Source organism: Stenotrophomonas sp. YJH_SMC_73, assembly GCF_059370155.1.
Genome location: NZ_JCAFTJ010000009.1, coordinates 18,351 through 29,955 on the forward strand (window position 1 = coordinate 18,351; position 11,605 = coordinate 29,955).

The window sequence follows — 11,605 nt, forward strand, 5'->3', positions numbered from 1 at the left end:
CTAGTATGGATCGGTTCGGGGGGAAGTCAATACTGCACGGTATGGTGCGCTGCGGAAGTCCCCTGAATGGACCTCGCCTGGGAGGCTGCGACGGTTTCGACCGCAACCGCGTACTGCAACGAACCCCGGCGTATGGTTAAATCAGCCCATGAATCAACCTGACGCTTCCGCCGGCGAACCGCGCGCCGGCCGCAACAGCCGCCTGAGTGCCGAAGACTGGGCCCAGGCGGCCCTCGATCTGATTGCTGAACAAGGTGTCGGCGCCGTCGCGGTGGAGCCGCTGGCACGGCGGCTCGGCGTCACCAAGGGCAGTTTCTACTGGCATTTCCCTTCGCGCGATGCATTGCTGCAGGCGGCGCTGGAACGCTGGGAACTGTTCGAACAGGAACAGGTGTTCGGCAGCCTGGAAGACGTACCTGATCCGCGCGTGCGCCTGCGCCAGCTGTTCCAGATGGTGGCGCATGAAGTGCAGCCGCACATCATCTACAGCGAGCTGCTGAAGGCACTGGATCATCCGATGGTGCGGCCGGTGATCGACCGCGTCTCGCAGCGCCGCCTCGATTATCTGGTCGCCTCGTTCCGCCAGGCCGGCCTCAGCTCGACCGATGCACGCCATCGCGCGCGCCTGGCCTATGCCGCCTATGTCGGCTTCCTGCAGTTGTCGCTGCAGCTGCAGCAGCCCAAGCAGGCGCGCGAGGATTTCGAAGCGTACGTCGAGCATCTGATCGAGACGCTGATTCCGAACGGATGAGCGCCCGGGAATGATGTCGAAGGAAGGCCGCGGCGACACCGCGGCCTTTTTTGTTGCGCGCCGGCCAGCCTCCGTCCATGGCGCACAAAGAACAACGGCCCCTTGCGGGGCCGTTGCTGCATCAGCTGATCAGAGTGCCGATCAGAACTTCTGCTTGTACTGCATGTACATGAAGCGACCGATGTCGTAGCCACCGTAGTAGGAGAACTGCGAGTTCGGTGCCGAGTACATCTGCGGGCCGTAGTGGTCGAACACGTTACGTGCGCCGACGGCGATGGTCGCATTCCACGGTGCGTTCCAGGAAACCTGGACGTCGTGGAACATGGTCGAACCACGCTTGTTCATCGGCTGGTCGCGCACCGGATCCGGCGAACCGAAGTCCGGCAGGCTGCACTCGTCGCTGTAGTAGCAACGCTCCTTGACGCTGGAGAAGTAACGGGTGCCCCAGGTCACGCCCCAGTCGCCACGCTCCCAGCCCAGCACCAGGTTCGAACGCAGGCGGAAGTTGCTGCCGAAGCCATTGAGGATCGACACAGGCACCTGCTGCGCATTGGTGGTCTTCAGCACGTTCTTGGTGACGTAGCTGTTCTGCAGGTTGGCGTTGAAGGTACCCCAGCTGTCGGTCTCGAAGCGGTACGCCACGTCGAAGTCGAAGCCTTCGGTTTCCTGGTAACCGGCGTTACGCGGTGCGTAGGTCAGGTTGATCACGTTGTGACGGTTCGGATCACGGGTGAACGAGTTGCAGCGCTCGGCGATGCCAAGCACGTAGCAGTCATTCAGCTGGTCATCCGGGCTGTCGGTGACGATCGTGTTGGTGATCTTGATGTTCCACCAGTCCAGGCTCATGTTCAGGCCCTGGGCGAAGGTCGGGCTCCACACCAGGCCAACGGTCTTGGACTTGGACTTTTCCGGAGTCAGGTTCGGGTTGGAGACGGCGTTGAACGGGTCCGGCGTCTGCTCATCCGGACCGCTGGCCGGCACGTAGCCCTGGCGCAGCTGGCGGAAGGTGCTGGCGGTCGGGCCGATGGCCGCGGCGCAACGGGCAGCGACGCCCGGCTGGCCGGTCGAACCGAAGTCGGTATCGCACGGATCGGTGAAGTACGCGAAGGTCTGCGAGCTGCCACCGTACAGATTGTCGATGGTCGGCGCACGGAAGCCTTCGGCGTAGGTCGCACGCACCAGCAGCTGGTCGATCGGCTTCCACTTCAGGCCGAACTTGTTGTTGGTGGTGTTGCCGAAGGTGCTGTACTTCGAGTAGCGCGTCGCGGCGTTGAAGCTCAGTTCCTTGGCACCCGGCAGGTCGGCCAGGATCGGAACATTCAGCTCCAGATAGACTTCGTTGACGTCGTAACCACCACCGGTCGGGCCGGCGGCCAGGTCGGTCGAGTAGCCGGTCTGCGACAGGGCGTCCGGATTGTACGAACCCTTGTCCTCGCGGTACTCGTAACCCAGCGCGAAGCCCAGGTCGCCGGCGGGCAGGGTGAACAGGCTGCCGGCGATGTTCGCGTAGTAGGTCTTGGTGGTGACTTCACCGGTGTTCTTGGTGGTCGGGAACAGGAACTGCTGCAGATCCGGGTTGCCGGTCAGGCCACCGTCACCGGTACGGCCGTACGGAATGGCCGGGTTCCACGGCAGGCAGCCGCCGGCGCCCGGGCCATAGATCGGGTTGGAGCCATCGACCAGGCCTGCTGCCGTGCCGCACTCGACGCGGCCGGTGGCCGGGTTGTAGAACGACGGGCCGGTGGCGGCATTGACCGCCAGCACGTTGTAGTTGCCGGTCTGGCTCTGCTGGTTCTCCGAGTTCTGGTAGATGTAGCCGGCTTCCCAGTCGAAGTACTTGTCATTGAACTGGAAGCTGCCCTGCAGGGCGCCGGTGAAGCGGAAGGTGGTCAGCTTGTTGGTCGACAGGCGCGGCACTTCCCAGCCACGGCGCATGAAGCCCATGTCCTTGCCGAAGGGGTTGTAGTAGCTGTCGGCATCCCACTTGGCACCCAGGCGCTCATACGACGCAGACTGCAACGGATAGCCTGCGACCTGGGCCTGCGACTCACGACGGGTGTACAGCAGGTCGGAGACGAAGCGGATGTTGTCGGTCAGGTCGTACTGGACGTTGGCGAACACCGAGCGACGCTTGGTCGGCGTCAGCAGGTGCATCTGCGTATTGGAGTTGCTGGTGTCACCGGTGATGCCGGCGAAGTCCTGGTCGTGGTACTGGTTGACGTCGCGGTAGTCGCCACCGCGGTTCAGCACCAGCCAGTCATCGGTATCCGGATCGATGATGGTGCCCCACTGGCTGACCGGGCTCCAGTTCTGGGCCGGGTGGAAGGTGGTGCGCGGATAACGGCTGAACCAGCGATCCTTGGCCCACACTTCCTTTTCTTCGGCGTACTCGGCGCCGATGGTGATCGAACCGCGGTCACCGGTGAAGCCGGCCACGAAGTCGTAGCTGGTCTTCTGGCCGTCGCCTTCGCCGTACTGGCCGACGTAGGCGTTGGCTTCCAGGCCCTGGAAGTTCTTGCGGGTGATGATGTTGATCACACCGGCGATCGCGTCGGAGCCGTAGATCGACGACGCGCCGTCCTTCAGGACGTCGATGCGCTCGACGATGGCCGACGGAATCTGCGACACGTCCTGCAGGCCGCTGACGCTGGCGCCGAGGCGCTTGCCGTCGACCAGCACCAGGGTGCGTTCGGCGCCGAGGTTGCGCAGGTCGATGTAGAAGCCACCGACGGCTTCACCGGAGGACAGCGGCTCGGAACGGCTGATGGCCGGGCTGCCGGCTGCGGCGATGTTCTGCAGGACGTCGGCGACCGTCTTGAAACCGCTCTTCTCGATCGAAGCGCGGCTGATGCTCAGAACGGGCTGGGCGGTTTCGGTATCGACCTGACGGATGCGCGAACCGGTGACCTCGATGCGGTCGAGGTTGGTGGCTTCCTGGGCGTGGGCCGTCGCGGTGGTGGCACCGGCGACAAGCGCGATCACAACTGCGTCACGCAGCTGGCTGGACTTGAGTTTCATTGGCTCTCTCTCTCCAAGAAATCTTGGCTGGGGTTAATGCCCGGCGGGGAGCGAAAAAGCGCTCCCAAATCGCGAGGCTGACCCGATAGTAACGGGCGTTCGCCAAGAATTAAAGCTGTGTTAATCAAGCCTGTGATTTTGGTAAAGATGCGCTTTTCCCATGCCAATCAATAGTTTACCGGCATAGTCAGGGCGCTCTGCCTCGTTTGTTAACGCAGAATGATGAAAAAAGTTTCGATTGAAATGTATCTCACTATGTCGGTGCGCAGCGTTTCATCGCCCAGCGGCGATACCGGTTACGCAAGTGCGCGGCAGGCTTGCACATGCAAAAGGCGCCTTTCGGCGCCTTTGGGAATATCGTTGCTGAGCCTGTTTACCGGGATCAGAGATCCTGTTCGTAGCGCACATACGGCACGGTGCCGTCGTCGTTGCTTTCGTTGCGCGGGGAGAACGGATTCTTGCCGCGGCTGATCACATTCTCGGCGCCGACGGTGAGCTGGCCGGACCACGGGGTACGCCAGGTCAGGCCGATGCCCAGGCCTTCCCACTTGCCGGGCTTGCCCGGGACGTCGACCACGCGGCCGATGATGCTGCCGGTGAAGTTGCCGTAACCGGCGCCGATGCTCAGGCTCTTGCTGTCCCAGCGATCGACGATGGCCGGCGAGGCGTCGGCCAGCGGAACCAGGCGCGCCTTGGCGTAGGTACCGGCGATGGAGACGAAGCCTTCGCGACCGATGTTCTTCTGCGCGAACACGGTCAGATCGTTCTGCTCGGCACGCAGCGAGGGCGTCTTGTTCGGGCCCGACAACCAGGCGGGCAGGGTTTCACGGCCAGTGCCGGCGGTGATGCCCAGGCGGCTGTTGCCGCGGTTCAGCGCGGCGGTACCGCTGAAACGACGGCTGTTCAGATCATCCTCGTCGCCCAGGCTGGCCAGCATGCAATGGCTGGCCAGACCGCTGATGCTGGTGCCGCTGCTGCTGTTGCAGAGCAGGCCCAGCGAATCGCCGGAGGACAGGCCAAAGGCCGCGTCCAGCGAGTTGCGGCCGAAATGCCAGCGGGCGCCGGCCGCCTGTTCGCCGGTCGGCTCAAGGTACAGCAGCGCCTCGACCTTGCCGCTGCCCTTGTTCCAGACCGGCAGCACGGTGCGGGTGTCCTTGCTCTGCGCATGCACGCCCGTGATCGCGCCAAGGGCGATCAGCAGGGCCAGCGGTAGACGCAGGAAGGTACGCATCGGACCAGTTCAGACAGGGACAGACAACGGAAGTTCCCGTGGGGACGGGAACTCGATCCTAGGGTGTTTATGAATTCTTAACAAGCCTTGATCCTCCCCAGGTACAAGACTGCCGTTCACTGAAGTCGTTCAGGCGCCGGTACAGCCCCCTGGGCGCCGTGGAACAGTATGCCGAACTCCGTCAATGGAAAGTGATACTCGCGTCCGCAGAATTCGCAACGCACCTCGACGGCGCCAGTGTCCTCGGCGGCCGCTCGGGCCTCCTCTTCCCCCAGCGACTGCAGCATGCCGGCCACCCGCTCGCGCGAGCAGGAGCAGGCGAAGGAGAGCGGCTTTTCACCCAGCAGCTCCGGCCGCTCCTCGTGGAACAGGCGGTGCAGCAGCTGCTCGGCCGGGGTCGCCAGCAGTTCGGCCTTGCCCAGGGTCTCGAACAGGGCGCTGGCGCGCGCCCAGCCATCTTCGTCGCCTTCGTCGCCCGGCAGTTTCTGCAGCAGCAGGCCGGCGGCACCGTTGCGGTCGGCCGCCAGCAGCAGGCGGGTGGGCAGCTGCTCCGACTGGCGGAAGTAGTCCTCGAAGGCCTCGTCCAGTTCCGGCGCGGTCAGCGCGACCAGGCTCTGGTAGCGCTGCGGCTCGCGCGGGTCCAGGCCGGGGTTCTCGATGGTGATGGCGAGGATGGCGTCATCGCCGAGGCTGGACAGGTCACGCGGCGCGTCGGCGCCTTCGCTGAGCTGGGCGATGCCACGCAGGGTGCCGCCCGCGGTGCATTCGGCGAACAGGGTGCGCAGGGCAGTGCTGCTGCGCAGCTGCACTGACAGGCGGCCGTCGATCTTGGTGTGGCCGGTGAACAGGGCCGAGGCGACACAGGCCTCGCCGAGCAGCTCGGCAGCGGCGTCCGGGTACACGGCGTGGGACAGGATTTCCTGCCAGGTGGCCTGCAGGTGCACATGCACGCCGCGGACGCCGGCGTCGGGGAGCAGGAAACGGATCAGGGAATCGGAGTTGGCGGTCATCGGCTCACATCGCGCGTAAACGGGGGCGGTTGCCGGATAATGCGCCGACAACCAGACAGAAGAAGGATGCACCAGTAATGGGGGCAGCGGGAGAGCAGCACAAGGTAGTGGCGGAGGTGGCCGCACCGCGCCGGCGACGCTGGCGCTGGAAGCGGCTGCTGTGGCTGCCGGTGCTGCTGGCCGCCTTCAGCTGCCTGCAGGTGCTGGTGCTGCGCTTCATCGACCCGCCGGTGTCCACGGTGATGCTGTGGCGTTATGGCGAGGCGCTGGGCGAGGCGGACTGGTCCTATCGGCTGCATTACCAGTGGCGCGACCTCGACCAGATGGCGCCGAGCCTGCCGATCTCGCTGGTGGCGGCCGAGGACCAGCGCTTCCCCGACCACAATGGCTTCGATCTGCAGGCCATCGAAAAGGCCCGCGACCATAACGCCAGGGGAGGGCGCCTGCGTGGCGCCAGCACGATCAGCCAGCAGGTGGCCAAGAACCTGTTCCTGTGGCAGGGCCGCAGCTGGATCCGCAAGGGCCTGGAAGTCTGGTACACGGTGCTGATCGAGGCGCTGTGGCCGAAGGAGCGCATCCTGGAGATGTACGCCAACATCGCCGAGTTCGGTGATGGTGTGTACGGTGCGCAGGCGGCAGCCCAGAAATACTGGGGCAAGGACGCGGCCCGGTTGAGCCCGGCCGAGAGTGCGCGACTGGCGGCGGTACTGCCGGCACCGCGACGCTACAACGCGGCCGCACCGGGGCCGTATGTGCAGCGGCGCGCCGCATGGATCCAGCGCCAGGCGCGCCAGCTGGGAGGCGCGTCATACTTGTCGGAGGACTGAGGCAGGCGTGGCGTGAGCGGCGGGCGACGGGTCGTGCGCCTGGCCGGCAATGTACAATCCGGGCATGACCCGCGAACGGCTCACTTTTGTCATCGCCGCCTACAACGAGGCCCTGGCATTACCGCTGCTGCATCCACGGCTGTGCGCGGTGCTGGACGGCATGCCCGACATCGACGGCCACATCCTCTATGTGGATGACGGCAGTCATGACCGCACATGGGAGGTGATCGCGGGGTTGGCCCAGGCTGATGCGCGCGTCTCGGCGCTGAAGCTGTCGCGCAACTTCGGCAAGGAGGCGGCGCTGACCGCGGGCCTGGATCTGGTGCACGAGGGGGCAGCGATGATCCTCGATGCCGACGGCCAGGACCCGCCGGAGCTGGTGCCGCAATTCGTCGCGCGCTGGCGCGAGGGCCATGACAACGTCTACGGCACGCGCATGGCCCGCGATGGCGAGTCCTGGATCAAGCGCGCCACGGCAGCGATGTTCTACCGGGTGATGGGTCGCCTGTCGCGTACGCCGATTCCGGCCGATACCGGAGATTTCCGCCTGCTGTCCCCGCGCGCGCTGAGCGCCCTGCGCGGGATGCGTGAGCGCCACCGTTTCATGAAGGGGCTTTTCAGCTGGGTAGGCTTCAAGCGGATTGCCGTGCCCTATCACCGCCACGCGCGCGTGGCCGGCACCAGCAAATTCAGCCTGTGGCGGCTGTGGAATTTCGCCCTCGAAGGCATCACCGGCTTCTCGACTGTGCCGCTGCGGGCTGCCACCTACCTGGGACTGGCAACCGCCGCAGTCGCGTTCGTGTTCGGCCTGTGGGTGATCGTGAAGGCGGCGCTGTATGGCGACCGGGTGGCGGGTTGGCCGACGATGATGGCGGTGATCCTGTTCCTGGGGGGAGTGCAGTTGATCGCGCTGGGGCTGGTGGGAGAGTACCTGGGGCGGCTGTACGAAGAGTCCAAGCAGCGGCCGTTGTACCTGGTTGACGCGTGGCTAGCATCCGCCGTGGCAGACTCGGCCCTGCAACCCACCCTCGGAGGGCAGGCAGATGACGACGGTACGACAACTGTTGGATGGCAAGTCTCCTGAAGTACATGCGGTCGCGCCGGACGCGGCGGTGATCGATGCGATCCGGTTGATGGCGGAAAAGGGCATCGGTGCGGTACTGGTGATGGACGGGCCGCGGCTGGTCGGGATCCTGTCCGAGCGTGACTACGCACGCAAGATCGTGCTGCGTGATCGTTCATCGCGCGATACCGCGGTGGCGGAGATCATGACGGCGCAGGTGGTGACGGTGTCGCCCGGTGAGCAGGTGGAGCATTGCCTGCAACTGGTGACCGACTACCGCATCCGCCATCTGCCGGTGGTGGAGGGCGCGCAGGTGCTGGGGGTGATCTCCATCGGCGACCTGGTGAAGTCGGTGATTGATGCGCAGCGGCGCGAGCTGGACCAGCTGCAGCAGTACATCGTGGCGGGGTGAGGTGTTCACCGGCGGGCCTGCGGCCCGCCGGCCCGCCAACAGCAAGTGCAGAAGCAGAAGCGGCGCCTTCCTGATACGTCGGAGAGGCGGAGGGCATGGGCGTGCAGGACACGCCGCAAGTACGTCCCTGTAGGCTCGATGGCGCCATCCATGGCGCCAACGGTCCTGCACGCCCATGCCCTCCGCCTCTGGAAACATTTCCGCGAGCGCGGTGCGTACATGCGCGGTGCCTCGCCTTTGGTAGCCGCCAACCTTGGTTGGCAACAGCTTTTGACTTTGCTTTTTTTTTTGACTTTGAATTTCCGCTCTCGTTCCGCGCGCGCAGGAAACTGTCAGGAGGGGGACGGGTGAGGCAGGCAGGACCGTTGGCGCCATGGATGGCGCCATCGAGCCTACAGGGACGTACTTGCGGCGTGTCCTGCCTGCGTCACCCGTCCCCCTCAAGCCACCATCAATGCAGGCGCCGCGAACAACGCTGTAACCCTACTTCGCATACTGCCCCCCGCAGTCGGCATCCTTGCCCGGCCCCAGTTCGATGGTTGCCAGCAATGCCGCCGGCGGGGCGATGCTGCCCAGTGCCAGGGCCACCGCGCCGCGGATGCCCAGCGCCTTGAAGTCCGGGCGGAACGACGGGTCCTTGAAAGCGCCGGCGATGTGCAGTGGCGAGCGCAGCACCAGGATGCTCTTGTCCTTCGGGCGTGGCTTCAACAGCAGGTCCAGGCTCTCGTCGCGCAGGCTGACCGTGCCTTCGCCGATGAGGATCGTGTCGGTGGTATCCACCGCCAGCGCCTGGCTGGTCATCAGGCCGTCGCGCACGCCGAAGTCGGCGAAGGCGCAACGCAGGGGAATCTGCTTGTCGCCGGTCACCAGGAATTTCAGCGACTCGGTGATGTCCAGGCCGGCCAGTTCCATCACCAGGTTGCCGACATGGCCACGGCCCATTGCCAGGCCGACCTTGCCGCTGCTGCTGCCGAGCATCGCGGCGATCGAATTGCCGCGGCCACTCAGGTCCACCTCGCCGCCGATGCCACCCTTGGCCTGTTCGGCCAGCTTGGCGTCGGGGAACAACTGGCCAAGCTGCACACCGCGCACACTGGCCTTCAGCGCGGTACTGATCTGCGGCTGGCGCGCGTCCATGCGGATCGTGCTGCGGATGTCGCCGCCGGCGACGCCGAAGTTCAGTGGGTCCAGCCGCAGCACACCGTCATCCAGCAACAGGTGTGCATCCATGTCGTCCAATGGCAATGACGGCGCGTTGATGCGGTGGGCTTTCCAACGCACGTCGGCATCCATCGCACGCAGCTTGCCGAGGTTGTAGGGCGTGTCCGGCAACACACGCGCACGCGCGGCGACCCGTGCGGCCTCGGCCTTCTGCTCTGCATTGGCGGTTTCGCCGCCGCCGGTCTTCGGTGGCGCACCGACGAAGCCGGCCAGGTCATCGAAGTCCAGGCGTCTGGATTCCAGCGTGGCGGTCAGTCGCGGGCGCGCGCCTCCCACTTCGAACTGCAGGTTGCCACCGAGGTCGCTGTCGCCGACCTTGCCGGTGAACTGCTCGTAACGCCAAAGGTCGTGGTCACGCTTGAGCCGACCGTTCAACGCGTAGGGCGGGGACGGCGGAATGGCGATGCCGAGCAAGGGGTAGAGGTCGGCCAGGTCCTGGCCGCTGAGCGCGAACTGCAGGTCGAACACGCGCAGCTGGAAGGGATTGGTCAATGTGCCGCTGGCGACGGCGTGGGTGGCGCCAGCGCGACCGTCGAGGTGGATGCGGAACGGGTGGCCGCTGTCGGTCAGCTCCAGCGGTGATTCAGTACCACCGCGCAGGGTGAACGGATTGCCCTGCCAGCGTCCCTTGCCCTGCACCAGCAGCGGTGGCGCCGCGTCGGCCTGTTCCGGCTGGCCGCTGCGCACGTCCACGCGGATATCGGTGCGGCCGAGCGCATCGAGGAACTGCAGGCGACCGTCATCGACGCGCAACCGTTTGAGCTGGGGGCTGGTCCCGCCGGCGCTGTCACCGAGAAAATCCCAGTTGCCCGGTTCGCCTTTGCGCGGGGCGGTTTCCAGCAGCACGTCCGGCCGGGTCAGGCGCACTTCGGGCAGCTGCACGCTGCCGCGCAGCAGGGGCCAGACCCGCACGTCGATCTCGACGCGGTCGGCGCTGGCCATATCGGGTTGTTTCGCCCAGCTGGCATTGGCGAAGGTGACCGCATCGGCGCGGATCGTGCTGGTGCGGCCGAGGTCGACATCAAGGTTCCCGATGTGCAGCACGCGGCCGGTGCGTGCCTGCACCGCGCGCTCCACCGGCCCCTTGAACCAGTTCCAGTCCCACAACGCGATCAGTACCAGGATCGCCGCCAGCAGGAAGATCAGGATCGTGAGCCAGCGCCGGCCTCGTGGGCCGGGGCGGCGGAGGCGCCAGCGGGGCGTGCGCTTTGCGGCAGGGGAGGCGGCAGCATTCACGCTGCCATGGTTGCCCCCTCTTCGTGGACAGGGCGCGAAGCGACCATGTGCATGGTGTGCACGCGCTGCCGTCGAGCGGCCGTTACAGCACCTGCATGGTGACCGCGACGAAGTGGCAGACGCTGCCGCCGATCACGAACAGGTGCCAGATGGCATGCGAGTACGGGATCGATTCACGGTGGTAGAAATAGGTCCCCAGCGTGTACGACAGGCCGCCGGCGAACAGCCAGGTGAGGGTGCCGCCATCGATCGAGGCCCACATCGGCTTGATCGCCACGACCACCAGCCAGCCCATGGCGATGTAGATCACCGTTGAGAGCACCTTGAAGCGGCCGGTGTAGAACAGCTTGAACACCACGCCGCCCAGCGCCAGCGCCCAGATCGCGGTGAACAGGCCCCAGCCCCACGGACCGCGCAGGCCGATCAGGGTGAACGGGGTATAGGTGCCCGCGATCAGCACATAGATCGCGCAATGGTCGAACACCTTCAACCGGCCCTTGGCGACCGGATGCTGGATGGCGTGGTACAGCGTGGAGGCGGTGTACAGCAGCAACAGCGCGATACCGAATACGATCGCGCTGGCCAGCTGCCAGCCGTCGCCGTAGATCGCCGCCAGGGTGATCAACACCGCGCTGGCTGCCAGGGCGAATACCGCGCCCAGGCCATGGGTCAGGGCGCTGGCGATTTCTTCACGGATCGAAGCAATGGACGTCGTGGACATGGCGTAGGCATTGTTCGCGGGGAGGGGGACCCGCACCCCCCTATCATCGCCGCGATGGGCGATGCGTGCACGCCTGTCACCGTATGGTGGGTGAATGCCTGCCTTGCGTTGGCTG

Annotated in this window: 9 protein-coding genes; 4 read left to right on the forward strand and 5 right to left on the reverse strand. The window is 65.5% G+C overall.

Going from position 1 to position 11,605, the window contains the following annotated elements; all coding sequences use genetic code 11:
• The first annotated feature begins 148 nt into the window (after positions 1 to 148).
• Positions 149 to 751, forward strand: a complete 603-nt coding sequence (locus AC5P8R_RS15025) for a TetR/AcrR family transcriptional regulator (RefSeq protein ID WP_005418411.1) — start codon at positions 149 to 151, stop codon at positions 749 to 751.
• 141 nt (positions 752 to 892) lie between these two features.
• Here AC5P8R_RS15025 and AC5P8R_RS15030 read toward each other — a convergent pair whose 3' ends face one another.
• The 3 genes from AC5P8R_RS15030 to hslO form a co-directional block, all read right to left on the reverse strand.
• Positions 893 to 3,769 carry a TonB-dependent receptor plug domain-containing protein gene (locus AC5P8R_RS15030; RefSeq protein WP_014648072.1) on the reverse strand — a complete coding sequence of 959 codons (2,877 nt, stop codon included), beginning with the start codon at positions 3,767 to 3,769 and terminating at the stop codon, positions 893 to 895.
• Between the two features lie 382 nt (positions 3,770 to 4,151).
• On the reverse strand, positions 4,152 to 5,000 hold the full coding sequence (locus AC5P8R_RS15035; protein WP_014648071.1) for an XOO1806 family protein: 849 nt from the start codon (positions 4,998 to 5,000) through the stop codon (positions 4,152 to 4,154).
• Positions 5,001 to 5,116: 116 nt separating this feature from the next.
• Entirely contained in the window at positions 5,117 to 6,010 is an 894-nt protein-coding gene (hslO, locus tag AC5P8R_RS15040; RefSeq protein ID WP_014648070.1) for an Hsp33 family molecular chaperone HslO, read from the reverse strand.
• A gap of 77 nt (positions 6,011 to 6,087) precedes the next feature.
• Here hslO and mtgA point away from each other — a divergent pair, with 77 nt between their 5' ends.
• The 3 genes from mtgA to AC5P8R_RS15055 all read left to right on the forward strand — a co-directional run bounded on the left by mtgA (position 6,088) and on the right by AC5P8R_RS15055 (position 8,312).
• A complete protein-coding gene (gene mtgA / locus AC5P8R_RS15045; RefSeq protein ID WP_032957384.1) occupies positions 6,088 to 6,837 on the forward strand; it encodes a monofunctional biosynthetic peptidoglycan transglycosylase in 750 nt (249 codons plus the stop codon).
• Positions 6,838 to 6,901: 64 nt separating this feature from the next.
• A complete protein-coding gene (locus AC5P8R_RS15050) occupies positions 6,902 to 7,921 on the forward strand; it encodes a glycosyltransferase family 2 protein (RefSeq protein WP_046432038.1) in 1,020 nt (339 codons plus the stop codon).
• Positions 7,881 to 8,312, forward strand: coding sequence for a CBS domain-containing protein (locus tag AC5P8R_RS15055; RefSeq protein WP_012511858.1), 432 nt, complete (start codon positions 7,881 to 7,883; stop codon positions 8,310 to 8,312). The genes AC5P8R_RS15050 and AC5P8R_RS15055 overlap by 41 nt, the downstream gene beginning before the upstream one ends.
• A gap of 483 nt (positions 8,313 to 8,795) precedes the next feature.
• Here the strand turns inward: AC5P8R_RS15055 and AC5P8R_RS15060 are convergent, their stop codons facing one another.
• Both AC5P8R_RS15060 and trhA read right to left on the reverse strand, forming a co-directional pair.
• Positions 8,796 to 10,769, reverse strand: a complete 1,974-nt coding sequence (locus AC5P8R_RS15060) for an AsmA family protein (protein ID WP_495223590.1) — start codon at positions 10,767 to 10,769, stop codon at positions 8,796 to 8,798.
• A gap of 82 nt (positions 10,770 to 10,851) precedes the next feature.
• On the reverse strand, positions 10,852 to 11,490 hold the full coding sequence (gene trhA / locus AC5P8R_RS15065; RefSeq protein ID WP_005410682.1) for a PAQR family membrane homeostasis protein TrhA: 639 nt from the start codon (positions 11,488 to 11,490) through the stop codon (positions 10,852 to 10,854).
• Between the last annotated feature and the right edge of the window lie 115 nt (positions 11,491 to 11,605).

Coding starts and splice junctions, on each gene's coding strand:
- AC5P8R_RS15035 (WP_014648071.1), bottom strand. CDS start 5,000: ATGCGTACCTTCCTGCGTCTACCGCTGGCCCTGCTGATCGCCCTTGGC.
- mtgA (WP_032957384.1), top strand. CDS start 6,088: ATGGGGGCAGCGGGAGAGCAGCACAAGGTAGTGGCGGAGGTGGCCGCA.
- AC5P8R_RS15050 (WP_046432038.1), top strand. CDS start 6,902: ATGACCCGCGAACGGCTCACTTTTGTCATCGCCGCCTACAACGAGGCC.
- trhA (WP_005410682.1), bottom strand. CDS start 11,490: ATGTCCACGACGTCCATTGCTTCGATCCGTGAAGAAATCGCCAGCGCC.
- AC5P8R_RS15030 (WP_014648072.1), bottom strand. CDS start 3,769: ATGAAACTCAAGTCCAGCCAGCTGCGTGACGCAGTTGTGATCGCGCTT.
- AC5P8R_RS15025 (WP_005418411.1), top strand. CDS start 149: ATGAATCAACCTGACGCTTCCGCCGGCGAACCGCGCGCCGGCCGCAAC.
- AC5P8R_RS15055 (WP_012511858.1), top strand. CDS start 7,881: ATGACGACGGTACGACAACTGTTGGATGGCAAGTCTCCTGAAGTACAT.
- hslO (WP_014648070.1), bottom strand. CDS start 6,010: ATGACCGCCAACTCCGATTCCCTGATCCGTTTCCTGCTCCCCGACGCC.